Here is a 26300-nt window from a genome sequence, read left to right as displayed (position 1 = left end):
ATTGTTAGGCTATCAACTGTTCAAAGCGCTGGACGGACTCCGTTTCTATGCGAAGAAGGATGATCCGCACAGCTATCAGTTTATGAAAGACAAAATTATATCTCTATTAAATCGATAGATCCCTACGGGGATCTTTTTTTATGAGAGAAATGTGTGAAGCGGAATAGATAACTGACGAGTCCAGAATGATTGGCCAAGAATATAATGGACTAGGTTAAGTTGAAGGGCCGGAATAGTCAATAACGCTGAAGGCATCGCAGTATCGGATGAGTCTGAACTCGAGCGAATGGAGACCGGTATGCCGGTGAGCATATATGGGGATTTCGGGATCAGATCCATGATGATACTTGTTGACACTCTTTCTTGTGAACGGCAGAGACCTTCATTTAACGAGAGAAGAGTTTAATAACTGCGGATAGGGGAGCCGATCCTGTAATTACGTTCGGGAAGCTGGTTATGACGATAGAAAGGGTGAGGGACTTGAGGGTATTGCTCGTTACGATATTCCAGATTCCTCATGTCGGAGGATTATGGAAGTATATGCTGCAGTTGAAGCAGGGTCTTGAGGCTCTTGGGCATGAGGTCGACATGATCGGTGACGGAATTGATTGCTTTTACGTGCATGGAGATGACAACCGAAAGGTGCCTAAGAGTCATTATAAGCCGATGCTGGAGAATAATCTCCCTGTTACATCGCCTATTTTCTCAGATCTTTGGATCAAGTATGCAGAGTCCGAGCGATTATGCTTGGAGCTGACCCTTTCCTATTTGGGCTTGGAGCCATACGATGTGATCCATGCCCAGGATGTGCTGGCTGCGGCGGCAGTCAGCCGTGTGAAACCCGCGGGCGTTCCCTTGGTAACCAGCATCCATGCCTCTGTGGCACTTACCATATTGGATATGCTTCAGACGGATCAAGGAGTTAAACCCTCCAGTCCTCCCCTCGTCTGGAATTATTATAAATCGATTGAGAACATCGGGGGTACATCCAGTGATCGGGTGCTGTTAGCTTCGTCATGGCTCCGGGATGTCATGGTATCGAAGTTCAATTTGCCGGAATCCCGTATCTCATTGATCCCCTATGCGATGGATATTCCAAGCTTCGAGAAAAGCTTGAAGAAGAAGCATGCCCTGACCCGGCCAGTGGACAAAAAAGTGATTATTAGCACCTCCAGACTCAGTTATGAAAAGGGCGTTCACGTGCTGCTGGAAGCTCTGGGCAAACTCCATGCTCTCCGTCAGGACTGGGAGTGCTGGCTTGTTGGAGACGGTGATCAGCGTTCCTTGTACGAAGAGCGTGTTCGTCAGCTCGGAATAAGGGAGGCGGTCCGATTTTGGGGCTCGCGTGACGATGTTCCCGCATTGCTGGGGTTGGCGGATATTTTTGTTATGCCGAGTCTGATGGAGACTCTCTCTTATTCTGTCATGGAGGCGCAGCTTGCCGGCTTGCCGATCGTTTCCTCGGATGCAGGCGGTTTAATAGAAGCGGTGCAGCATGAGGTGAATGGACTTCTTTTTCTGACGGGCAATGACGATATGCTCGCTGCGCATTTGAATCTGTTGCTGGAAGATGAAGCGTACAGGGCACTTCTTGGTGAACAAGCACGTAATTGGGCATTGGTCCATCGCGGCCTGGATACCATGGTGAAGGGAGTGCTCAAAGTCTATCGACAAGAGATGAACAAGGGATGATAACCAGGGAAAGGGGGGAAGGAACATGACAGAGGTACCCGGAGATCTGTATTGTAATTTATTTCTGGTCTATCAATCCCATCCTGCTGTAATGGTAAATCAAGTGGTATGGGAACGAACCGTAAGCCGGCTCCCCAAGGATTATTTCATACCGGATTACCGGATTATTAACATGATGATGAATACGGTGTAGAGAGATCGAAAGGAGGTATGGGCATGGGAACATCAAACTGGCAGAATTTATCTTATTGTGTAGATCTGATCCGATATGTATCTCCTAAATCCGTCCTGGATGTCGGCGTCGGTTTTGGCCGCTGGGGGATGATCTGCCGAGAATACTTGGACGTATGGGAAGGGCGCGTATTTCGCTCATCTTGGAACACGCGAATCGAGGGGATTGAAATTTATCCGGCCAATATCGATGCATATCATTCCTGTTTCTATAACAATATTCATGTAGTGGATGCATTCGAGCATATCCAAACAGGAGTTCAGCCCGGACAGTTTGATCTGATCATCCTAGGTGATGTTCTGGAGCACTTTACAAAAGAGCGTGCACTTATCCTGCTGCAAAGCTGCATCCAAAAATCCCGCTATGTCCTGCTTAATATTCCGATTGGAACAGACTGGCCCCAAGGAACCGTGTACGGCAATGAATTCGAGACCCATTTAAGCGCATGGACAACGGAGGAACTGGATCGGTTTCCAGTAGCTGACAAGAGGCATTTCAAGGATTACATTAATCGTGATTTTTCCACCTATTTGTTTTCAATGACAGGCCAATAAGTGTACGGTAAAGTGGAGGGATTATGCCATGTCATCTGATTCACATGAACAAACCATTGTCACTAAAGTACCGATAGAATTGTTATTTACGGATTTCATAGAAGAGGAACATAAAGCCGAAATTCCAAACTACACGGAAGCGTGGTATGAAGTTCATACAAGATATGCCAATCTTCCAATTATTCGGTTGTCACCCCATTTGCAATTGTACCGTTACTTTATGAATCAAGGGGGGGATCCGAAGTTGTATCTGGATTGGCATTCCTCCATATTTACCACCCGCGATATGAAGGTGCCTATCTCGGATTCTGATCTATTGGAACAGCGGCGCTTACAATATGACACGATGGCTTCCTTATTCGGCAATAACCCGGATCATTTCAGCAAAGATCCGATTCTGGTTGTATACGACAAGAAAGGCGGATATTTTCATGTGAAAGACGGTCACCATCGGGCCATTTTTCAGTACTGCAGCGGAGTTAGACGGATTCCCGCCCGAATGACCGTTCGTGATGATGAGTATTGGAAGAATACGGCGGCCGTGAAACAGGTAACCGAGGTCTTCTCCCGTCATCTTCGAACCTTGATTTATACTCCAATTCTGAATCCTTACTTCATGCATTTGAAAAGTGAACGGGATTATGCTTATCCTACCCGTTTGGATTTGATTATGGAGTATCTGGATTCTGCATCCGTGCGAGGGAAAAGGGTAGTCGATATCGGGTGCAACATTGGATTTTATGCAAGGCAATTTACTCGTCAGGGGGCAATCGTTACCGGTTATGAGCCAATGGCTGAGCATTACGAGCTGGCGAGGCAACTAAATGTTCTCGAACGAGTTTCCTTTGACCTTAAGGAGGAACGGTTTGAACGATCAACTCTTTCGGAAACATACGGCATCGGATTGCTATTAACCGTATTCTATCATTTGATGGGCGATCTGCCGGTACGGGAAGCATTTCTGAGGTCATTAGACAAGAGAGTAACAGGGATCCTCTTCTGGGAATCAGGGGCCGAGCCGGAGAAGGAGAAGGCTATTTTGCTTAATGGAACGCAATTTGACAGTTATGAGAAATTGGGGGAGACCGAAGGGACCGGGAAGAAAAGAGAATTTGGTGTTTTTATGAAATCATCATACAAATCCGGCAGCGCTATATGAATGGAACATCTTCTACAAGGAAGGTGTTTTCTTTTTATTCTTATTGAAAAAATGATATATTGTAAGAACCAATAGAATAAAATGGACATTGATAAAGTAGATAAAACATAGAGAAATGAGCTGATTCTATTCTATGAAAAAGATCGTTTTGGCTGGTGGAACGGGTTTTATCGGAACTTACCTTGCGAAAAAATTCACGAATGAGCAGCAAGCACAAGTACTCATGATATCCCGGCGGAAGGGACATATCGCATGGAACGATCATGAAGCGATCGTCGCTGCTCTGGAGGGGGCGGATGTGCTCATTAATCTTGCAGGTAAATCGGTCAATTGCCGGTACGATGAGGAAAATAAGAAGCTGATTCTGAAATCAAGAATAGATACAACGAATATACTCGGCACGGCTATCGAGGTATGCCGCACTCCTCCGCGCACATGGTTTAATTCCAGTACGGCCACGATTTATCGCCATGCCGAAGATAAGCCGATGACGGAGGAACATGGCGAAATAGGGACAGGTTTCTCCGTTGAGGTTGCCAAGGAGTGGGAGCTCGCTTTCTTCTCGTTCTCACTGCCTCAAACAAGACAAATCGCTTTACGCATTGCCATCGTGCTGGGACCGGGGGGCGGCGTCATGACGCCTTATGCTAACTTGGTAAAATACGGACTCGGTGGCGTTCAAGGTACGGGCAAGCAAAAGTTCAGCTGGATTCATGTGGAGGATCTGTACCGCATGATCCTGTTTTTACAGGAGAGGGCGGAGCTGAGCGGGATATTCAATTGTTCATCCCCCTATCCAGTTACGAACAAGGAACTAATGGAGCAGCTCCGGCATGCATTGAATCGCAGAATGGGATTGCCATCACCCAGATGGCTGCTTGAACTGGGGGCCCGGCTGATTCAAACCGAAACGGAACTCGTGCTGAAGAGCCGATGGGTCATTCCGGACAGACTCTGCAAGGCAGGATATCATTTTACATATGATACGCTGAATAAAGCACTGGCTGATATCTTGAAGCGATAAGTGGGTTGAAACGCGTGGTGGGTTACGCATTGTATAAAAATGATTGCATATGAAACCGGAACGGATAGAATAAATTAATTAGTTGAAAGAGGGAGTTCCTGTATGAATTCTGCGTTTACGATTATGGAGGTCGACCAATTAGAACCCGAAACGCATCATCAATTAACGGAATTATTGATTCGGGTAGTAGAAGATGGGGCATCGGTAGGATTCTTAGCGCCGCTGTCTTACGATGAAGCTTCCGCTTACTGGGCGGATGTGCTTGGTCCAGGGGTTACCCTGTGGGTTGCGCTGCAGGATGGGCAGGCGATCGGCACGGTTCAGCTGCAGTGCGCCATGAAGGCAAATGGCAGACACCGGGCCGAGGCAGTAAAACTGATGGTGCATCCTGTATCTCGTCGCGGAGGCATCGGCAGAGCGTTGATGCTGCATCTGGAGCGAAAAGCCAAGGCAGAGGGCCGAACGTTGCTGGTCTTAGATACCCGGGAGGGGGACCCCTCCAACAAGCTCTATCAATCTCTGGGTTACATCCAAGCCGGAGTCATACCCGATTATGCCATATCCTCTAACGGCGAGCTGGACGGGACGGTGCTGTATTACAAACGGATCTAAGCCATGAAACGGACGGGTTGGATGGATCGAGATGAGCGATTCTATCGCAAATGGACGTCGATTAAAACACAACCCTTATGACAATTTGAACTGGTCTTATGAGAAACAGCGGAAGAGAACTTGCCGTAAGGCGAGTTCTTTTTTGTCTTCGGAGAATGGACGTCGATAGACGTTTTCGAATATCAATCGTCGGCATTACTAGCTTTCCCGCCCAACATGGTATACTGTTTTTTAGCAGCAAATAGAGAAGGGATTGTGGTTATGGGTTACCAGCTGACCGAACGGGTGATCAAACTATTATGCGGAAAGACCTCCTACGATCGCGGCGGGGTTTTATATAGAGATGGACATGTAACGATGCTGAAACAAGATCCGGACGCTCGAAAATACGAGGCTGAAGTAAAAGATCAGGAGTCGGGTACCGCCTATGCCGAGATTGACTCGAACGGGGATGTCTTCACGGAATGCAGCTGTATCGATTATGGATTCTCCAGGAAGCGGTGCAGACATATTGCGGCGCTGCTCCTGAACATCCGCGATATTGAGCAGATGGTGGAAGCTCCAATCCGACCCTATCCATCATTATTACTTCCTTCTGGCAGCGGAAATAACGGAGACGGGCAATTAACACCTCGGTACTCTCCCGAGCATGAAAGAAGCTCGGACGAAGGAGAGCAGGATGCGCGGCTCAGCAGCCAACTGCTCGGATTGTTCTCTTATTCTGCAGGCCGGAGGGCTACGGCAGCATCCAGGTTTGACACCCGGGAAGTTCTGGGGATGGAGTTTACTTTTAAGTTATATCCTTACGGAAACCGGAAATACCTGTTCGGCGTTGAGCTGAGAATCGGTAAGAAACGCCTGTACATCGTGCAGCGGATCCGAGAGTTTCTGGCGTGTGTAAAGCACGGAGAGACCTGCATGTTCACGAAGAATTTCACGTACGATCCGGAGCAACACAGCTTTCAGAAGGAGGATGATGATATTCTCCAGGAGCTCATTCGTATATATGAGCATGAAAGCATGTTTAAACAGTCGCTGGACATGTATGCTCCGCATGGCAAAAACGGAGGCGGAGACCGAATGCTGCTGATTCCTCCCACTTTTTGGCCTCAGGTAAGGGAACGATTATCCCATTCGAACCATTCCCTGTTGTCTTTGGACGGGATTCTCACGGATAAGCTGGAATTCGTTCAAGATCCGATCCCCCTTCAATTCGAGTTTGATGAAGCCGGGGATGATCACTACCTGATGAAGGTCGAGGGACTGGATCGAATGATCGTTCTGGAGGGCTACGACCTCGTCATTGTGGACGGTAAGCTCATTCAGCTTGAATTGGATGCTTGCAGAAGACTCTCCGAGATGAAACGGCTGCTTGAGAATTCGAATAAACCGCATATCCGGATTCAGCCTGAGATGATGGAGTCCATGATGGAACGGGTGGTTCCGGGGCTGATGAAGCTTGGGAGTGTCCATGTGGCACAGACCGTATCGGACCGCATTGTCAAAACACCTTTGAAAGCGAAGCTCTATCTGGACCGGGTGCGCGGCCGGCTTTTGGCCGGACTCGAATTTCAATACGGAGAAATCACCATTAATCCGTTGGAGGGACATCGAGCAACACGCAGCAGCAGCTCAATCCTCGTTCGCGACGGAGAGCAGGAGCAGCGGATACTTGAGCTTATGGAGAACGCCTCCTTTGCCAAAACGGATGGCGGTTTCTTCATGAACGATGAGGATGCCGAATACGATTTTCTGTATCATACGATTCCGCAGCTGGAGAAGCTGCTGGTTGTTTATGCAACGACAGCCGTGAAGGAACGGGTGCTTACTGAACCGATGGGAGCCAAGGTGCGGGTGGAGGTCGACGAACGGACGGATTGGCTTGAATTGAAGTTTGACATGGAGGGGATTCGGGAAGCCGAAATCCGGGAAATCGTCAAATCGCTTGAAGAAAAACGCAAGTATCACCGGTTGCGAAACGGAGCGCTGCTTCCGCTGGAGAGCGCCGAGTTCCAGGCCATGGTTGCCTTAATGAACCGGGTAGGGCCTTGGTTATACGAAGGGGAGGGCACAGAATTCAAAATGCCGGCAGTCCAAGGACTTCAGCTGCTGGATTGGGAAGAAGCGGGATCCACGGTTCAACTTGGCCGATCCTTGCGCCGAATGCTGCAGCACGTGAAGAATCCGGATCATTTGGATTTTGCCGTGCCGCCGAGCCTCGAACCGGTCCTCCGGGATTATCAGAAGTTTGGCTTCCAATGGATGAAGACGATGGCCCACTACCGCTTCGGCGGCATCTTGGCCGATGACATGGGCCTCGGTAAAACCATTCAGAGCATTGCTTTCATTCTGTCGGTGCTCCCGGAGATCAGAGAGCGTAACGAACCTGCACTTATCGTGGCGCCTGCCTCACTGCTCTATAACTGGTTTAACGAGCTCCAGAAGTTTGCGCCCGAGATCAAGGCCGTCATTGCCGATGGCACGCAGACCGAGCGGACGAAGATTATACAGAATGCGGGGAACGCAGATGTCATCATTACTTCGTACCCGCTGCTCCGCAGGGACGTTGAGCGGTATGCGAAGCTGCCGTTCTTAACGTTAATTCTGGATGAAGCCCAATTCTTTAAAAATTACACAACGCAAACGGCTCAGGTTGTCAAAACGCTTCATGCCCGTTATCGGTTTGCACTGACAGGCACCCCGGTCGAGAACCGGCTGGAGGAGCTGTGGTCCATATATGACGCCGTTTTCCCGGCACTCTTTGGAGACCGAAAAGCGTTTCAGGAATTGCCGAAAGAAACCGTGGTGAGGCGGGTGCGTCCCTTCCTGCTTCGCAGGCTGAAATCGGATGTGCTCAAGGAGCTGCCGGAGAAGATCGAGACGGTTCAGGCATCGAGCCTGCTGATCGAACAGAAGAAGCTGTACACCGCCTATCTTGCGAAGTTAAGACAGGAGACGCTCAAGCATTTGGCGCAGGATGGATTTCAGAAAAGCCGGATTCGCATCCTGGCGGGCATTACCCGTCTGCGCCAGATCTGCTGTCACCCGGCCCTATTCGTGGAAGGCTATGAGGGCAGTTCGGCCAAGTTTGAGCAGCTCCTGGAAACCATTGAGGAATGTCGTCTTGCAGGCAGAAGAATGCTGGTATTCTCCCAGTTTACGGGGATGCTGAATCTGATTGCCGGCGAGCTCGGATATCGGGGGATCCCGTTTTTCTACCTGGATGGACAGACTCCGGCGTCGGAGCGGGTGGAGCTGTGCGAACGCTTCAATGAGGGAGAACGGGAAGTGTTCCTCATCTCGCTGAAGGCAGGAGGAACGGGGCTGAACCTGACCGGGGCCGATACGGTGATCTTGTATGACTTGTGGTGGAATCCGGCTGTGGAGCAGCAGGCGACGGACCGGGCACATCGCATCGGACAGAAGAAGGTTGTACAGGTGATACGGCTGGTGGCTCAGGATACCATCGAGGATAAAATGGTCGCTCTGCAGCAGAAGAAGAAGGATCTGATCGAGGAACTGGTTCAGCCGGGAGAAGAGTCGCTTCCAAGCTGGACCGAGGCGGAAATCCGGGAGCTGCTGTCGCTTCAGAGCTAAGAAGGAATATTCTCTCCGTTCATCCTTAGCTGGATGGGCGCCGAACATAAACGCTGATTATAATATATGTATGTGATTAATGTAACGTATACTCCAGTTATAGAATAGGACGGTTTCCGGGATGATATCTTTTTTACTAACGTTAAAACGTCTTTTCAGCGGTCTGTTTCGAGCGTTTAAGCAGCGGTATTTTGTAGCGCTGTTTGTATTGATCGTCATTATGCTCATATCGGGCACGATGTTTTATACCAGGCAGGAAGGGCTGTCGGTGCTGGATGCTCTGTATTTCTGCGTAGTGACTTTAAGCACGGTCGGTCATCCGGAATTCGTGCCGCAGACGGCGCTTGGTAAAACATTCACGATGGTGTATATTGTCGTCGGAACGGGTTTATTCCTGGGGACGGCCGGCCAATTGGCATATGCCTTAATCCGAACGAATCAAAGGGATGAGTAGGACCTAAGTGACTCCGAATGGAAAATAGGAAACGTCCAGGAGATTGAGCTGTGACCCGATATGTGGAGGGTTCATAGAAAAATAGTTTTGGACTTAACTAGCAGCAGATGACCTCTGAAATCGTCAATCGTCAGGGGTCATCTTTTTTATGCCAGGAAATATGTTATAATTTTTAAATCATGGATTTCCATTATAAACCAATCGTGGGTTGCAGGCGTTATATATATGAGAAGAAATCGCGAAGAGGGATGAAACTATGACATTGAAATGGTTGGATTGGGCAAAGGAGATTCAGGCGATCAGCCAGGCCGGACTGGAATATACGAGAGATGTTTATGACAAGGAAAGATTTGAGCAGCTGAGAGAGCTCAGCATCAAGATCATGCAGGAGTATACCGAAGCAGGCGATGAGAAGATTCGTACGCTGTTTGCGAGTGAAACCGGATACCAAACGCCGAAGGTAGACGTCCGTGGCGTTATTTTTCAAGACGGAAAGCTGCTCCTGGTGAAGGAAAAGGCCGACGGGGCTTGGGCACTGCCGGGAGGATGGGCGGACATCGGTCTATCGCCTGCCGAAGTGGTTGTGAAGGAAGTGAAGGAAGAAGCGGGTTACGACGTGCGTGCAGGGAGGCTGCTGGCCGTATTGGACAAGAAATTTCATAACCATCCGCCTTCGGCCTTCCACGTGTACAAAATGTTCATTCAGTGCGACATTACGGGCGGAGCTGCAGACGTTGGGATCGAGACGTCCGCTGTCGGTTTTTTCCGGCAGGACGAACTGCCTCCGCTGTCTGAGGAACGGAATACGAAGGAGCAATTGCAGCGAATGTTCGAATTCGAGAACAACCCGCATCTGCCAACTTGGCTGGATTAATCCATATACAAAGGAGCGTAGACAATGTGAAGGGCTTTAAACCTTACAAGGATGTACCGGATGAAGTGGAAATGAAACGCAAATTCAATGGACGGATCAATATTTTCTTTTTTAGTGCTTTTCTTATCTTTTGCGTCATTATCGTTAGAATGGCCATTTTGCAGTTCGTTGAGGGACCCGAGCTTGCGAGTCAGGAAACCGGGGGAGAGCAGAAGCACTTCCCGCTGCAGCCGATCCGGGGATCCATTATCGATGCGTCCGGCACCAAGCTTGCTTATTCTACGGCTTCAAACTCTTTATATATCACGCTCATGAAAGATTACAGCAGCAAGACGGACAAGGGCAAAGCGAACAGGCCGGAAGCGGAGGAAATGGCAAAACGAATTGTCCAGGCGTTCAACAAGTATGGGGACCCCGAGGCCGAACCGATCACGGTGAAGAAAGTGATTAAAGACCTGGATTTGGAATATATTAAGCAGCATGGTTATGAACCGAGACGCATCAAGACGGATTTGACGAAGGAAGAGATCGCTTATTTTATGGAGAACCGTGCCAAGTTTCCCGGCATCCAGATCGTGGAGGAGAATGTTAGACACTATGACCCGGATACGGTGGCAGTTCAAACGATCGGATTTCTAAAGAAATTCAGAGGCTCTAAAGACCTTAAGGATTACCAGGCTATCGATCAGAGCAACAAGGATCAGGAGAATCCAGGATTGATCTATATGGAAGAAGAGTGGATTGGCTATGACGGATTGGAGCGGATGTTTCAGGAAGAACTGCGCGGCAAGAGCGGATATCTCAGCATTCCGATTAATCCGCAGAATATGGTGGATGGCGTTCCGACGATGGTCGCTCCTGAAAAAGGCCATGATATTCACACCACGATTCATAAAGACATTCAGCTTGCTACGGAGCAGGCCATTATGGATCAGCTTCAATATCTTCATACTCATCCGGTATCGGGTAAGTTACATAAGGATGCCTTAACTGGATACGCGGTCGCCATGGAGGTGGATACCGGTCATGTGGTTGCGATGGCGAGCATGCCGGATTACGACTCGAATGTGCGTGTAAATGGTGGCAAAATTACGCAGGATGTCGTAGACGCGTCGGGAAACGGCACGATTACGATCTATGGATCAGGTCGCTCGGGAAACGGCTTTGAATCCATGATTTTTCTCGGTTCCGTCATTAAACCGCTGACGGTGCTGATCGGGCTTAATGAGGGGTTATTTGGCATTAATGACACTTATCCTGATCAAGGGTACGCCACCATAGGTCGGGAAGGAAGCGAAACGAGAATTTCCAACTCGAGCGGTCATCGAAACGGACCCATCAAACCGCAGTTAGCGATTCAGCAATCCTCAAATGCTTTTATGATTGATATGATTGGCAAAAGGCTAGTCAGCAAGTATGGCGGGGAGAAGGGCGTTACGGTCTGGGATGAATATATGGAGAAGTTTGGTCTTGGCGTCGTAACAGGGAGCGGCTTGCCCAACGAGCATAAAGGACTGAAAAATTATACCGATACCAAAGCAGCGGGAAGCAATCTGGCGGCGTTAGCCTACGCTTCCTTCGGTCAGCAGGGTAAATACACCCCTCTACAGCTTGCTCAATACACCGTCATGCTGGCGAATGAAGGCAAGCGGGTCAAGCCGCAGCTGGTCAGCAAAGTCACGGATCAGGATGGCAACGTGGTCAAGGAATTCGGGCGCGAGGTCCTGAACGAGGTCGAATTTCCTAAAACATACTGGCAGACCATTAAGCGGGGGATGAATACGCAGGGGCTGGCCGCATTCGATGATTTTAAATATGATTTTGCCCGCAAAACGGGAACCTCCGAGCAGGAAGCTAAGGTGAATGGAAGATGGCAAAAGATTGATAACGGCGTCTTCATCGCTTTTGCTCCGCGAGATCATCCGAAGCTGGCAGTTGCCGTCGTTGTGCCGGAGGGCGGCTTCGGCTCGCAAAGCGCCGCGCCGATTGCGAGGAAGATATTCGACGCTTATGACGAAGTCTACGGACTTGATGGAACACCGCATCCGAAGAAGACAGAAGAGCAGAAGGACAGCACTCAAGACGAGACAGGAGACTAAACCAATGATATTGGATGAACGTATATCGGGTGCAGCCGTTTCATGTTAATCGAATATTAATCAATACCATCCGCTTGTGAGTGCATATCATTATAGGCAGGTTGTAGAGGCAAACTTGATCCTCTCCAATCCTGCCTTTTTTTTGTATCCCGTTTAATTAATAAGGATTGGCCTTGATCTTCAGTACTTCCGCGAGAAAGGTCAGAGCCAAGCCTTGACCCCAGCCCTGAATTCGCTTATCGGGTACGCCTCTGTAACCTGCGGCATCTTTCATGACGGCCGTTCCTGCGGATACGCCGGTTACGGTACCATCCTCGGTAATCTTGGACAAGATGCCGTCAATCGATTTCTGCGTGTATTTATTGTAGATGCGTCCCTTGGTCAGCAGGGCGGCGGCGATGCCGGCCGAGCCGGACGTTTCAAGCGGAGACTGCGGATCGGTCGTGATCGTATGCCACAGGCCGGATTCATGCTGCAGCCGAACCAGGGTGCTGAGCTGGTCGCGCAGCGAGCCTTCGATGATCATGAAGGAAGGATGCGTAACCGGCACGAGCTCCAGCGCACGGGCCATCGTGATGGCGGCCCAGGCATTGCCCCGGCACCAGAACACGCCCGACATATGGTTGCCGGCGATATTGTCCCAGCCGTGGTAATAGAGATTCGTAACTGGATCCTGCAGGCAATCCTCATGGCCATGGTACTGCTTCAGGCCATCCTCGAAGTAATCCTCCCGGTTCAGCATCACGCCGATCCGAAGCAGGAAGTAGCCTGCCATGAACATCGTATCAACCCACGCCTGCTCCGGAAAGTTATACGTTTCAGAGTTCACCGTATGCTGAAAGATGCCGTTGCCGAAACGCAGCGCATCATGCGTGAGAAACTCGGCCATTTCCATGGCCGTTTCAATATACCGCTCATCTTCATAAACCTCGTATAAGGTCAGCAGGGAATGACCGATGGAGACGCCGTTGACGGACAGCTTGGGCAGCCCATCCTCCATATTCTCGTCGACCCAGGCCTTCAGCTGTTCCAGATACTCCTGTTTGCCGGTGGCCTTATAGGCTTCGCATACTCCGTATAAGGCGACCCCGCCCGGCCAGTCCCAGCTGAAATCCATGCGAAAGGTCCGGTCGACCACACGGTCTATAACAAGCTCAATCTGTTGATCATCAAATACAAGTGCAGGCATGATGAGAAACTCCCTTCATATTCGATTTGCTTCTATCTTTATGAATTACCCTTTCAATCCCGTCGTGCTGATCCCTTCCACGATATATTTCTGGAAGATAAAGAAGACGATGACGACCGGCAGCAGCGATAAGGTAGCCATGGCAAACATGCCGCCCCAGTTATTAAGCGACTCCCCGTCAAGGAACAGCTTCAAGGCAAGTGACACCGGGTATTTCTCCGGATTGTTCAAGTAAATGAGCGGATTGATGAAATCATCCCATCTCCAGTAGAAGGAGAATATGGAACACGTAATGAGAGCGGGTACGATCAATGGCACAACGATCCGGAAAAATATCCCGTATTTGCTGCATCCGTCAATCTTGGCGGCTTCATCCAGTTCCTTCGGAATGGTGCGGATAAATTGCATGATCAGGAAGATGAAGAACGGAATGCCGAAGAATTGGGGAACAATTAATGGTTTGAAGGAAGACAGCCAGCCGAATTTGGCGAACATCACATACTGCGGAACGATCACGACATCATGAGGCAGCATCATCGTAATCATCATGCAGGCGAACCAGAATTGCTGACCGAAGAACTTGGTCCGAGCCAGGCCGAAGGCGACAAGCGCAGAGGAAGCGACGGCACCGATGGTGGATATGATGACAATGATAAAAGAATTTTTAAAGAAGGTACCGAAGGTAGTCCCGGCAAAACCCTTCCAGCCTGTAGCATAATTCGAGAATTCCAGCCGACTCGGAATCAGGCTGTAAGCCGTCGTGAATATTTCATGATTGGGCTTCAGCGAGCTGGCGACCAGCCACAGAATCGGATAAGTCATGCAGAGGGCGAACAATCCGACCAGGGTATGGTAGAGAACACGTCTGGATTTGGTCATAACCGTCAATCTCCTTTCGACTCGTAATGAACCCAGCGGGTAGATGATCTGAAGATGAGCAGGGTCAGGACACCAACGATAATGAGCATGATCCAGGCAAGCGCCGACGCGTATCCCATCTCGAAATGCGAGAACGCCTTGCGGTACAAATAGAGCGAATAGAGCAGCGTTTGGTCCAGTGGCCCGCCTTCTCCGCGCGAAATAATGTAGGCCGGAGTGAAGGTCAGGAACGCCGAAATCGTCTGGAGCGTCAAATTAAACAAAATAATGGGGCTGAGCATAGGCAGCGTAATCTTGAAAAAGCGATGGACCGCATTGGCACCGTCCACGCTGGCAGCCTCATAGTAATCCTTCGGGATATTTTTCAAACCAGCCAGAAAAATGATCATCGAGGAGCCGAACTGCCAGATGGACAAGGCGATCAGTGTCCATAGCGCCGTGCTCGGATTTCCGATCCAAGAGGTCGTGGAATGGATCCCGAAGAGGGAAAGGGCAGAGTTCACGAGTCCCTTGTCGCCAAAGATCTGCTGCCACATGATAGCCACGGCCACGCTTCCGCCAATGAGAGAGGGCAGGTAGAAGGCGGAGCGGTACAATCCCACGGCCTTGGTTGCGGTATTCAGGATCATGGCAACAAAGAGGGCGAAGATGAGGCGGAGGGGGACACTGGCAAATACATAGGTGAACGTGACCTGGAACGATTTGCCGATCTTGTCGTCCTCCAGGAACAACCGTTCATAATTCCCCAAGCCCAGCCATCTTGGCGCTTCCATCAGATTGTAATTGGTGAACGAATAATACAGGGACGACAGAATTGGATATAAGGTAAAGATGAGAAAACCAAGAACGAACGGCGCTGAAAACACGTAACCGGTGATGTGCTCGTTCTCACGGAGCCTCTTCATAGATTTCAACCCCTACGATTCAGATTTGGTTGCGCCCCGTGCAGGGGTCACTGATGTAAAAAGGCATCTCTTGCACGGGAAAGACGTGCCGGAGATGCCTTGTCTAGCCGTGTCCTGGTTATTGCTGAGATCTGGCCAAGATGGCATTCGCTTCCTTGCGGAACTCGGCCGCGGCATCTTCGATCGAGATTTTCTTGAACAGGATGCGTTCACTGAGATCTCGCAGCAGCTTCTCGATCTCCACCGCGCCGATCGGGTTAGGCGGATCGCCTGGTGTGCTGTTGGCCTCAGCCCAAGTAACATAGTCGAAAATCTTGGCTTCGTTCTCGGAGAGGAGCGGCTTGAGCGCTTCCTTCACCTTGGCGGATACGGGAACGCCGCGTTCGCCCTTGATCAGCTTGTTGGCCTCAATGTCGTTGATGAAGAAGCTGATGAATTTGGCGGCTTCTTCTTTATGCTTGGAGGTTTCGGTGACCGAGAAATACATCGAAGGTTTGAGGAAAAGTCCTTCTTTTGTTCCGGGTCCCGGCATCGGATTCAGCTCCAATGGGCGATCGGTTACCAGATTGGCCACGGCGAGGAATTGGTTGGACCAGCCGGTGCCTGATATAGAGTTGCCAAGGACAATTTCATCCTCTTCGGCTACCCCTTTCTTCTGGGCTTCCTTGTCCAGGGAGAGGATATATCCGTTGTCATACCATTTCTGGTAGCGGGTAAAGTAATCGATAAAAGGCTGGTCATCGCTGTATCCGATGGTTTTGCCGTCAGCGCTGTACATTTTCTGCCCGATGGTTCTTAGGTAGTACGGGAAGAAGACGTCATGCCGGTAAGCAAAGCCTCCGATTTGCAGGCCTTTTTCTTTGGCTTGGGCCCCCATTTTGTCCATGTCGTCCCAGGTCCAATCCTTGGACGGAATATCGATGCCGTTCTTCTTCATCGTCTCCACGTCGAATGTGGTCTGGAGTGCGTTCACGCCGAGGTTCATGGCAACCAGCTTGCCGTTGACCTCGCCGCCGCTCAGCGCATTCTCGCTGACATCGGCGACATCCAGCTCGCCGCTCTCGGTGAACGGCTTCAAATCCGCCAGCTGATTCCGGCCTGCATATTGATTCAGGTAGGAGATATCCATCTGGATAATGTCCGGAAGTCCGCCAGCCACCGCTTGGGGAGCAAGCTTCTTCCAGTAGTCATCGAATGGAGCATATTCCGGTTCAATGGTGACATGCGAATTCTGGGATTCATACATTTCGATGACCTTCAAGGTATAATCATGCCGGGACTGACCGCCCCACCACGCAATGCGGAGCTTGACCGGATCCTTGCTGTCGCTTGCTGCCGCCGGCGGCGTTTCCGTTCCGGTTCCGCCGTTTGCCGGTGGTTCTGCGGCGCCGCCGCCCGAACAGCCGATCAAACTTCCGATCAGGGAAAACATCAGAACCGCGTTTAACACTTTTTTCATTCCATTTCCTCCCCTTTGTTAATCAACCATTTCATGTCGCTCCAAATGTTAGTGCTTACATTCCCAATTATCTAGTGTCTGCGGGGAAAGCGTAAGGAAAAAAACCGTGCAATTTGTTTAAAAAGCAGAGATGTACGTACAAGTTAATCACTCTTTTTCATGTATTCAGAGGGTGTACAGCCAATCTGTTTCTTGAACACTTGGCTAAAATATTGAGGATTATCGCCGAAACCGAGCCGTTCCGCCATTTCAAAAATTTTGATATCGGGATCGCTTGCCATCATTTCGGTTGCGCGCTTCATCCGAAGCTTCATCACGTAATTGGAGAACTTCTCGCCGGTCTCCTTCTTGAACAGCTTGCCGAGATAGTCGGCGTTCATATACAGCATGTCGTTTGCCACCAGATTGAGGGTAAGCTCCGAGTTCCCCAGCTGCTCCTCGATAATCTCAACCACCTTGCGGACGATGGCATTATATTTGACTTTGTTCTGCTCGAAGTTTCGCAGCGTGATTTCCCGTACCGTTTTCTCCAAGAAAGATTGGATGGACTGAAGCGTATTCATCTCGACGATTTCCGGAATCCGTGCATAGCGTTCTTGCATCTGATCCGGGTCGGTTAGACGGATGAGGGATACATATTGCTGAATGACATAGGATTTGGTCATGTCGATGCTAAGCTGCGCATGCTTCAGCTCCTGAACAAATTCGGCCAAGGCAAGCTCCGCTTCGTGGCGGTGGCCGGATCGGACCGGCATGCACAGTCGTTCCTCGTCCAGGACGAACGTTCCTTCCAGGCCGCCGGCATGCAGCGTGTCTTCCGTCGTGATCATCCCGCTCTCATCCAGATAGAAACGGTAGTTTAAGCACTGCAGCGTATCCCGGTACAGCTTCCGCGCCAGGGTAACCGGTCCGGGATCGCTGATCGCGATCGTGACGTCCATCTTGTAATACTGTTTAAAAGTACACCGGATATGCTGCAGCTGCTCATGGAGCCGCTGCTGATCATGTTGGTTCTCGATTAGCACCAGTACATGCTGTCCGATCGTCGTACTTAGCAGCGTTGTGTCCAACAGGTCCTCCGCAATGTTCTTCACGGCAAACTGATGCTCGTATTCGACGGTGCCCTCCAGCTGGAACAATAGCAGCCGGACGGGCTGTTCAAAATCATATTGGAAAAGGCTGCGATACTCCTCCAAGTCATGTCGTCCATAGGTTTTATTGGTGACAAACTCCTTAAGCACCTGTTCTTTGACATGAGGCAGGACCTTTCGGAGCCGGTCTTTCATCTCCTGGACAAACGATTCCTTGTTCCGGTTCTGGGTCAACTCGTCGATGACCTCTTTCAGCGCACCTCCGATCTTGACCTCGTCGGTCGGTTTCAGCAGATAATGCTTCACGCCGTATTGCATGGCGCGGTTGGCATACTCGAATTCGCCAAAGCCGGACAGCAATACGAATTTGATATGAGGATGGGAGGCGTGGGTCTTGGCAACAAGCTCCAGACCGTCGAGCCCGGGCATGCGAATGTCGCAAACGACGATATCCGGGCTCTCCTTGACGATTTTTTCATACGCTTGAATTCCGTTCTGGGCCGTACCCGCCAGCTCGGTTCGGTATGATTGCCAGTCCACCATCTGAGATATGCCATCCAGAATAATCCGTTCATCGTCCACGAGCAGAACTTTGTACATCCGAATCCCTCCGTTATTTGGGTAAATACAGAATTACACGGGTCCCAAGACCCGATCCGCTGTCGATGGATAAACCGTATTGGTCGCCAAAAGCCAGCTTGACTCGTTCATCGATATTTATCAGCCCGATCCCGTTGCCGCTGGTGGCCAAGTCGCCATTTCGCAATCGCGTTAAGGTGTCAGACGCCATGCCGGGACCGTCATCCTCCACGATGACGCAGAACGCGGAAGGCGTCTCCTTGCAGAACAACGATATTCGGCAAGGGTCAACCGATGGCTCCAGCGCATAATGAATTGCATTTTCGAGCAGAGGCTGGAGAGACAGCTTGGGGATTTTGCGATGCAGATCCTGCTCCTTAACATCCAGCGTAAACTCTAGTCGGTCTTCAAAACGGAACTTCTGTATGATGACGTAGTTCCGGACAATCTCCAGTTCTTCGCCCAGTGTCAGAATAGGCTCCTTCAGACTGACGGAGTTACGGAGAAGGAAGGCTAACGCCTGCACCATGTCCGAGATTTGGGTTTGCTTGTTCATCTTCGCCAGCCAGTTCACGGATTCCAGCGTGTTATACAAAAAGTGGGGGTTGATTTGTGCTTGCAGCGCTTTGAACTCGGTTTCTTTGATCAACAGCCGGGTTGAATAATTCTCGGTAATGAGGGCATTGATTCTTTCGATCATGAGTCGGAATGTGCGATGCAGCAGGCCCAGCTCGTTCATGGCGACAGGGGCGGCGTCCTGCGGGAGCACGTTGGCTTCCGCAAAGTTTCCTTTTTCCGCGAGCTTCATCCGGGTGATGAGACTTTCGATAGGACGTGTCAGACCCCGGCTGAACCGGATACCGAGCAGAATCGCAACCGCGAAAATAACGGTAAATACGATGATGACAAGCTCTTTAATGAATATGATTTGCTTGAAGGTTTGGTTAAAGGGTGTAACATTCATATACGTCCAGCCCGTGTTGCCAGATCGATTATGTGCGATAAAGTAGGTATGGCCATCGATTTCCCGGGTCAGGTACCCGTTTCCGGACGACAGGGAGGATTGAATGACGACCGGATCGAAGTGAGGCGTTGCGGGATATATGACATCGGTACCTGAAGTTACGACCAGATCGCTCTCCCCTCCAGGGGGCTTCCGGACGATTTTGTCCATATTGATGCGAATGATGATGGTACCTAAATAGTTAAGATCGAACAAAGTCCCGGAATAGGATCTTATTTCCCGGGAAAGTAGAAGGGCAGAATCCGTTTCGTCCGGGTATATCCAGCGCTCTTCCCCATCCGCGTCCCCGGCAAGCTGAAGAATCAGCTCCTTCTTGGCAGGATCAATCGGGACAACGCTGCCGACGTCCTGCTGATGATCATAAGAATCGATAAGATGAATGGAGTAGAGCATGGGCTCGGAGCCTACGTAATTTAAGAGGCGGTCCACCAAATGCTGCCGGAGGATGAGCCTGTCATAGTCGGATTCGCTTCCAGCGATGGAACGCAATATATTCTGGATCTGGGTATCGGTAATGATTCTAAAAGATAACTGTTCGATCCGCTCGAGCTCTGCCTCAATCGCGGATGAAGACAGGTGAAGGACCTGGGAAGATTTGAGGTACAGCTGCTCGTCGTAGATGGAGAAGGCATACTGCTGGACGATGACGGCGAACGTGAATGCCATTGCAACAATTAAGCTGATAAGAAGGGAAAGCTTATTTTTGATTTTCATATTTTTATAAATCGTTATCCATTTTTGCACGGCAACGTCTCCTTGCGCTGGTCCCAAATATTGTGTACACATTATGTACCGGGCTGTAAACGCTGTCAATACAAGCGCTGTTATTCCAGTACCTGGAATAATGAAAGAGGCTTTGCTTATGTAGTCGGTTATTTGAACAAGGATAACGGTTATTTGAATTTATGTTCGGAGGCTCGCAATTCATAATGGATTTAGATGATATTCGACCGGGAGAGGTGAAATACGTTGCAATGTATGTATAAGTTTGATTTTGGAACGGGAGCGCCGGTCCAAGAGCATATCAAAATAAACGCTGAAACCTTATATAATCCTGACCTTGGCTACGGATTCCATTCCTTATCCAACGTCTCCGCTTTGAATCGGGCAGGGGAAGAGGCCTTAACGGGAGATTTTGTTATCCCACTGGATGCTGCGTTTCAGGTCGATGTGATCGATGGCCTGTACACCCTGCATCTGCTGATCGGCGATGCCTGGTTTGATACCGAAACCTCGATTCGAGGAACGGAAGGGCAGATGCTGCTGGACGGGAAACGTATACCGGCAGGTCACTTTGAGCGATTAAGTATTACGGTGCCGGCTGTCCAAGGGAGAATCATTCTGAACTTCTCGGGCCGGGCTCCCCGGATTAATGCACTGGAAGTCGTACCTGCGCCACATGCTTGCAACTTGTTTTTGGCAGGGGATTCAACGGTAACGAACCAGCCTGCGGACGGTTATCCCTATGCCGGGTGGGGGCAGATGCTGCCCGCTTATATTAAAGCGGATGCGGCTGTGAGCAATTATGCTCGTTCCGGTCGAAGCTCCAAAAGTTTTATTACGGAGGGATTATTGGAGCAGATGCGTGAGAAGATGAAGCCTCATGATTATATGCTGATTCAGTTTGGCCATAACGACCAAAAGCGGGATGAGGAGAGGTATACGGAGCCTTTTTCGACATACAAGGAATTTTTAAAGAAATACGTGGATGTTTGCCGGGAGAAACAGGCGACGCCGATCCTGGTAACGCCCGTTCATCGTCGCTATTTTGATAGTGAGGGGCTATTGGAGGACACGCATGGCGATTATATCACGGCGGTGCGCGAATTGGCGAAGGAGGAGTATATTGCCTTGGTCGATTTGGCGGCGCTGAGTTTCGAGTATTTTAACCAGCTGGGTCCGGAAGGGACCAAATCCGTGTTTATGTGGGGAAGGCCGGGGGAATTTCTTCGGTTTCCGCAGGGCGTCATGGATAACACTCATTTTCAAGAGCGCGGTGCGGCCCGATTGGCCGATATGGTGGTTGGCGGTTTGAAGGAGCTTGGACTTCAGCCATTGTCTCTGTTTCTCCGCTAGCATGATGGGTCGGAACGCGGATTAAAGGAAATTTCTGCGTTGATCGCGAATCTAGTATCTATTCAATTTCCTTAAATTATGAGTTGTGAGGAGTGAAACACATGTCAAAAGGTGAAAAACAATGGATCATCCCGGATGGGTATATTCCTCCTGTAAGCAGCGGAGAGCTAACCAGTCATGAATCCGTCTGTGTCTTGAACTTATCCGAGCAGGACGTTGTGGTTACGATACATGCTTACTTTGAGGATCGTGATCCGTTGTTGGGAATGGAAACCATTGTGCCAGCTAGAAGAACCAAACATATACGAACGAACACGCTTCAAACGGACGGCGGGCACGGTATTCCTCCAGGTATTCCTTATGCCATGGAAGTTACGAGCAGTGCACCCGTATTTGTTCAATACAGCCGTCTCGATTCGACTCAGCCCGAGAATGCCTTGATGAGTGTCATGGCGTATCCGGTAACCCGATCCTAAGGGGTGATTGAATGGTACAGGATGTAATATATACCTCAGAGCCGCCTGAGGATTTTCGTCAACTGGAAGCATTGTATGCTTCGCTTGGCTGGAACTCTATTCGTCTATCCGTCACCGAATTGAAAACCATGTGTTTGCAGAGCTGGCATGCCATCTATGCATATGAAGGACAAACACTGGTGGGCATGGGGCGGTTGATTTCCGATGGGGTGATCACCGGCGTTATTTGCGGATTAGGCGTACATCCGGATTATCAGTCCAAGGGGATAGGCCGACAGATCCTCCATCGATTGGTTGAACATTGCGAGAAGTCCCGGGTCTTCCCGCAACTGATGTGTGAAGAAGGGCTGGAACCGTATTATGAGAAGCTGGGTTTTCAGCGATTTACCATTGGGATGAAGAAGGATATAAAGCGAACTCATTCATCGGACGTTCCGTAATCTTTGATCGTTATTTTTATCTCAGACTTAATCGGAACCTCACTAAATGTTTGATCCCAATCTTTTTTGGCTGTTTCCCATATACGAGGATACTTTATTCTCAATTGGTTTCCGAAGCCGGCAACGTCCGTTTTGTATTCATGTTGAAGTTTATTGAGTACGTTCTCAATTAAACGCTCCACCTCTGCTTCTACGGCTTTTTCCACTCTTTTCAAAAATTCAGTTTCAATGGATTTCTCCGAATCCACCCAATGCTCAGCAATTCTTCCTTCAGACTCGATTTTTATAACAAACGAGATGTTGTCCCCATTAACATGAGGTTTAATTTTGCTTTTCATGGACAACACCTCGTAAATAATTGGCTGGCCAGTCTTTTTATCAACGCTTTTAACCAAACCGCCTTTGCCCTTTCCCGATATCCACGTTATACCCTCAATTTCCTTTTCATTCAAAAAACCGCGCAGTTTTTTAGTGTTCCCTCCAATGACAGCAGCTCCGGCGAATTTTATCTCTCCGTTCGTCGAAACGACATTTTGCAAAAGAAAGCTGGCCCCTGAATGCAGCTTCCCCTCTATCTTGGTTAGTGTAGTCGGAGGCAAAATCATGGTGGTTCTTCCGTGACCGTGTGTCATTTCAACGAGTTGAAATGCTGGAATATCCATCGGCTTTTTCGACTCTAGCGTTTTGCTCGCACGGTTCTGAGCGATGAGAAGAAGACCGCTTGGCCTCATCTCCTGTTCCCGAATAAAAAAATCCAGGATCTTTTGCAGATCCAAGGTACGTGCAAGATCCTCGCCAATGATAATCACTTTTGAATGCTCAGCAAATGCGCGCTTTTCGATTCTTAATACCATATTGCGTAAGGTCGGCAGGATCGCTTCTCCTGTTTCAGAAACGTTGTTATAGGCTTTTTGTTGTGAGGAACCGGTTTTTGTTTCTTTTCCTGTCGTCTCTGCGGTGACAAATTGATTGGTTATCGTAATTCGATCTCGGCGAGGGGGTTCGCCTGCTTCTCCTGCTGACTCTTCCGGAGACTCCCCTTGTTTTTCCAAATCCATTGAAGTGCCTACAATGAGGCCTAAATCTTCAATCTCTTTCTTGCTCCAACATCCTGTAAGAGGGAGAAACATAATAACCAACAGCGCACTCAAGAGGATCCGTATCGTGATGTGCTTCAAGCTTTTCCACCTCTCAGTCTCGATACGATTAGTAAGATTAATGGCAGCACAGCAAATAATATTAACGCGACATTGCCAATGATATCCCCGAGTTTAAAGAGGTCATTGATATTTTTTGGAACCATGGCAATGATGTAAATAACCGGAATCAAGCCATAAATAAATGGATGAATCTTCTTTTTGAACAGCTGCGCCATCCCTAAAGCAGCTGCATAGTAGGTAATGGTGAATGTGGTGAATATTTGCATAATCCATATCACAAGCAGCAGAGATTCAAATCGTTCAAAGATCAATCCGGGGATTTCAAAACTTCGCATAAGCTCAAGTGCAGGCCATGTACTCGTGACCACTCCATCGATCGATAGGGCACCGATGACCATGACAACGGTGATGACGTAAAAGAGTAAAGGGATGGAAACACCGATTAGAACTACTTTTACGGCTTTTTCCGGCTGCTGCATAAACGCTACAAGGAGCAGCATAATTTCAGAACCTAAAAATGCAAGAACGGTTGTTTTTATTCCTTTTAGCATGGGGCCAATTCCCAATCCTAATACGGGACGGAGATTATCGATCTCAAATATGCCTAAGCTCAAGAAGGCAACCAGTAAAAAGATGATGATCGTAATAGGGAATATGATTTCAAACAGACGGGCGAGCGTGTTTATTCCGCCTATGATCAGATAGAGACCGATCCACATGAAAGGCAGAATGATGGCCCAGGTCGGGGTGCCTTCCAGCAAAAAAAGGCCGGTTACTTCTGCCATTGTTCTGACTTCATAGGCAGAAATGGTAAAAAAATAGCCGATTACAATTAAACTGAAGAACCCGCCCATCCATTTTCCTACAATTTCCTGGTTGTATTGATAAAAGGTTTTTCCGGGAAATCGCTGATTTAATTTCACGATGATCAACCCTACGATCATTGCGATCATCCCGCCCAAAATCACGGTGATCCATACATCCGGTGTTTTCACTTTCTCCACAGATGTTCGCGGGAGGGTTAGAATCCCGGCAGCAAGAATATAGTTGACGAGGATCACCGCTGCTTGCGAATTCGTAATTTGTTCCTTTGAACTTCCTATCATGTTGGTTGATTTCCTTTCATAGAAAGCTATCCCTTACGGATGGAGTCTTTCCTGTGTATCGCCTTCCGACGGCGTTTCATCTTCACAAGTGGCATACGAATCATAAAGTCTTTCCAATCACTTACTCGATATGGAACGATCGGGGTGACAAAGGGAACACCAAAACTCTCCAACCTTACTAAATGGCTGCAAAGGAAAAGGAAAAACAGAACGACCCCGTATAATCCAAACACTGCAGCGAAAAACATGGCTATAAAACGGAGCATACGAAACGTAATTCCAGCGCTGTATTGAGGGATGGCAAAGGAAGAAATGGCGGTTAAAGCCACCACGATCACCATAATTGGACTCACAATCCCCGCTTGTACAGCAGCCTCTCCTATGACCAAACCACCGACGATGCCCATGGCCGGACCAATGGGTTTAGGTAAACGCAGCCCGCCTTCCCGCAAAATCTCGATCGCTACTTCCATGATCAGTGCTTCGATTAGTGCGGGAAACGGTACGCCTTCCCTCGTGCCCATAATAGACAAGGCCAGTTTGGTTGGGATCAATCCCTGGTGAAACGATACGAACGAAATATACAAGGAGGGACCAAAAAGCGATATAAAAGCCGCAAAATAACGCAACAGGCGGATGAGAAAGGTAGGAAACCAACGATCATAATAGTCCTCTGGTGAGTGCAGCATCATACTAAATGAAATCGGAACGATCAAAGCGAAAGGCGTCCCATCTAACAAGATCGCTACTCGTCCTTCCATCAAGGCACTGTAAACGCGGTCGGGACGCTCCGTATTCTGTACTTGGGTAAAAGGACTGAGGTAATTATCCTCGATCAGCTGTTCTACATAGCCTGATTCCGGTACATCATCTATATTTATTTTTTGGATTCTTTTCTGGACTTCTTCCACCAAAGCAGGATCAGCCATATCTTTGATATAGGCGATGACAAGTTCTTTTTTCGAACTTTGCCCTACTTGAAACTTCATGATGGATAAGTTGTTGTTGTCGCCATGCTGCCGTAAAAGTGCGGTATTATCACGTAACGACTCTGTGAAACCTACCCGTGGACCTCTTACCAATGGTTCTGAAGTCGGTTCTTCAATACTGCGCGATTTCCCTTTGGTCGTACCGAGAATGAGCACATGCTGCATTCCATCCACCAACAGTGCAGTCGAACCTGTCAATATCTTGGAGACCATGTCATTAACATGAAGTACCTCTGTTACTTCACTTATGGTAAGAATTTGATTTTTAATAAACTCTTTAAGGAAGACACCTGGAACAAGAGATGGAGTCTGATTATTTTTTTCGGAGAAGTTCACCATCAGCGATTTCATTATGTGTTGGTCGATGAGTTCTTTATCCGATAGTCCATCTACGAAAATGAGGGCAGCACCAATGCCTGTGCCTCCAATGTAAAACTCTCTAAAGTGCACATCCGAGTTATGGCCGATCTCTGTTCTCACCAGTTCAAGATCCAAGGCGAAGTTCCCCGAAAAACGGTTTATTGAGGTTTCAGCAGGATCCAATGTTTTGTTATTTTGATGGTCATGTTGTTTCATTGTTGAACCCCGCCATTTCGTCAGTTTTCCTTTGAGTTATGAACCCATTTAAAG

Annotated in this window: 22 protein-coding genes; 13 read left to right on the top strand and 9 right to left on the bottom strand. The window is 49.0% G+C overall.

Annotated features, from left to right (window positions below):
- The first annotated feature begins 456 nt into the window (after positions 1-456).
- The 10 genes from DP091_RS05170 (at position 457) to DP091_RS05130 (ending at position 12297) form a co-directional block, all read left to right on the top strand.
- Complete coding sequence (locus DP091_RS05170; RefSeq protein WP_113057358.1) at positions 457-1692, top strand: glycosyltransferase family 4 protein; 1236 nt, start codon at positions 457-459, stop codon at positions 1690-1692.
- 25 nt (positions 1693-1717) lie between these two features.
- Complete coding sequence (locus DP091_RS31240) at positions 1718-1885, top strand: hypothetical protein (RefSeq protein WP_181469730.1); 168 nt, start codon at positions 1718-1720, stop codon at positions 1883-1885.
- A 23-nt stretch (positions 1886-1908) separates the two neighbouring features.
- Entirely contained in the window at positions 1909-2478 is a 570-nt protein-coding gene (locus DP091_RS05165; protein ID WP_113057357.1) for a methyltransferase domain-containing protein, read from the top strand.
- A 28-nt stretch (positions 2479-2506) separates the two neighbouring features.
- Positions 2507-3637 (top strand): class I SAM-dependent methyltransferase, encoded by a 1131-nt coding sequence (locus tag DP091_RS05160; protein ID WP_113057356.1) that lies wholly within the window; start codon positions 2507-2509, stop codon positions 3635-3637.
- A gap of 133 nt (positions 3638-3770) precedes the next feature.
- A complete protein-coding gene (locus DP091_RS05155) occupies positions 3771-4661 on the top strand; it encodes a TIGR01777 family oxidoreductase (RefSeq protein WP_113057355.1) in 891 nt (296 codons plus the stop codon).
- 102 nt (positions 4662-4763) lie between these two features.
- Entirely contained in the window at positions 4764-5273 is a 510-nt protein-coding gene (locus DP091_RS05150; RefSeq protein WP_113057354.1) for a GNAT family N-acetyltransferase, read from the top strand.
- A gap of 261 nt (positions 5274-5534) precedes the next feature.
- On the top strand, positions 5535-8870 hold the full coding sequence (locus tag DP091_RS05145) for a DEAD/DEAH box helicase (protein ID WP_113057353.1): 3336 nt from the start codon (positions 5535-5537) through the stop codon (positions 8868-8870).
- A 121-nt stretch (positions 8871-8991) separates the two neighbouring features.
- Positions 8992-9324: a potassium channel family protein gene (locus tag DP091_RS05140; protein ID WP_113057352.1), complete on the top strand. Its 333-nt coding sequence runs from the start codon at positions 8992-8994 to the stop codon at positions 9322-9324.
- A 256-nt stretch (positions 9325-9580) separates the two neighbouring features.
- A complete protein-coding gene (locus DP091_RS05135) occupies positions 9581-10198 on the top strand; it encodes an NUDIX hydrolase (protein ID WP_113057351.1) in 618 nt (205 codons plus the stop codon).
- A 26-nt stretch (positions 10199-10224) separates the two neighbouring features.
- Positions 10225-12297 carry a peptidoglycan D,D-transpeptidase FtsI family protein gene (locus tag DP091_RS05130; protein ID WP_113057350.1) on the top strand — a complete coding sequence of 691 codons (2073 nt, stop codon included), beginning with the start codon at positions 10225-10227 and terminating at the stop codon, positions 12295-12297.
- 157 nt (positions 12298-12454) lie between these two features.
- Here DP091_RS05130 and DP091_RS05125 read toward each other — a convergent pair whose 3' ends face one another.
- The 6 genes from DP091_RS05125 to DP091_RS05100 all read right to left on the bottom strand — a co-directional run bounded on the left by DP091_RS05125 (position 12455) and on the right by DP091_RS05100 (position 20167).
- Entirely contained in the window at positions 12455-13486 is a 1032-nt protein-coding gene (locus DP091_RS05125; protein WP_113057349.1) for a glycoside hydrolase family 88/105 protein, read from the bottom strand.
- 45 nt (positions 13487-13531) lie between these two features.
- Positions 13532-14308: a carbohydrate ABC transporter permease gene (locus tag DP091_RS05120; RefSeq protein WP_373456890.1), complete on the bottom strand. Its 777-nt coding sequence runs from the start codon at positions 14306-14308 to the stop codon at positions 13532-13534.
- 62 nt (positions 14309-14370) lie between these two features.
- Positions 14371-15270, bottom strand: coding sequence for a carbohydrate ABC transporter permease (locus DP091_RS05115; protein ID WP_009589786.1), 900 nt, complete (start codon positions 15268-15270; stop codon positions 14371-14373).
- A 118-nt stretch (positions 15271-15388) separates the two neighbouring features.
- Complete coding sequence (locus DP091_RS05110; RefSeq protein WP_113057347.1) at positions 15389-16729, bottom strand: ABC transporter substrate-binding protein; 1341 nt, start codon at positions 16727-16729, stop codon at positions 15389-15391.
- Between the two features lie 143 nt (positions 16730-16872).
- On the bottom strand, positions 16873-18420 hold the full coding sequence (locus tag DP091_RS05105) for a response regulator (RefSeq protein WP_113057346.1): 1548 nt from the start codon (positions 18418-18420) through the stop codon (positions 16873-16875).
- A 13-nt stretch (positions 18421-18433) separates the two neighbouring features.
- Entirely contained in the window at positions 18434-20167 is a 1734-nt protein-coding gene (locus DP091_RS05100) for a cache domain-containing sensor histidine kinase (RefSeq protein ID WP_113057345.1), read from the bottom strand.
- 234 nt (positions 20168-20401) lie between these two features.
- Between DP091_RS05100 and DP091_RS05095 the strand changes: the two genes are divergently transcribed.
- From DP091_RS05095 to DP091_RS05085, 3 genes are all read left to right on the top strand, one after another.
- Positions 20402-21499, top strand: coding sequence for a rhamnogalacturonan acetylesterase (locus DP091_RS05095; RefSeq protein WP_181469733.1), 1098 nt, complete (start codon positions 20402-20404; stop codon positions 21497-21499).
- A 101-nt stretch (positions 21500-21600) separates the two neighbouring features.
- Positions 21601-21975, top strand: a complete 375-nt coding sequence (locus tag DP091_RS05090; protein ID WP_113057343.1) for a sensory rhodopsin transducer — start codon at positions 21601-21603, stop codon at positions 21973-21975.
- Positions 21976-21986: 11 nt separating this feature from the next.
- Positions 21987-22415 carry a GNAT family N-acetyltransferase gene (locus tag DP091_RS05085; RefSeq protein WP_113057342.1) on the top strand — a complete coding sequence of 143 codons (429 nt, stop codon included), beginning with the start codon at positions 21987-21989 and terminating at the stop codon, positions 22413-22415.
- Here the strand turns inward: DP091_RS05085 and DP091_RS05080 are convergent.
- The 3 genes from DP091_RS05080 to DP091_RS05070 are packed head-to-tail and all read right to left on the bottom strand — an operon-like array spanning position 22394 to position 26246.
- Positions 22394-23593 (bottom strand): Ger(x)C family spore germination protein, encoded by a 1200-nt coding sequence (locus DP091_RS05080; RefSeq protein WP_181469729.1) that lies wholly within the window; start codon positions 23591-23593, stop codon positions 22394-22396. The two genes, DP091_RS05085 and DP091_RS05080, sit on opposite strands and share 22 nt — an antisense overlap.
- A complete protein-coding gene (locus DP091_RS05075; RefSeq protein ID WP_113057341.1) occupies positions 23590-24681 on the bottom strand; it encodes a spore germination protein in 1092 nt (363 codons plus the stop codon). Before DP091_RS05075 ends, DP091_RS05080 begins: the two co-directional genes overlap by 4 nt.
- A gap of 26 nt (positions 24682-24707) precedes the next feature.
- Positions 24708-26246, bottom strand: a complete 1539-nt coding sequence (locus DP091_RS05070; RefSeq protein ID WP_113057340.1) for a spore germination protein — start codon at positions 26244-26246, stop codon at positions 24708-24710.
- Positions 26247-26300 lie beyond the last annotated feature (54 nt).

Source organism: Paenibacillus sp. MDMC362, from assembly GCF_003269305.1.
Lineage (GTDB): Bacteria > Bacillota > Bacilli > Paenibacillales > Paenibacillaceae > Paenibacillus_AQ.
The sequence above is the reverse complement of the archived record's forward strand: the minus strand, read 5'-3'. Positions and strand labels throughout refer to the sequence as shown.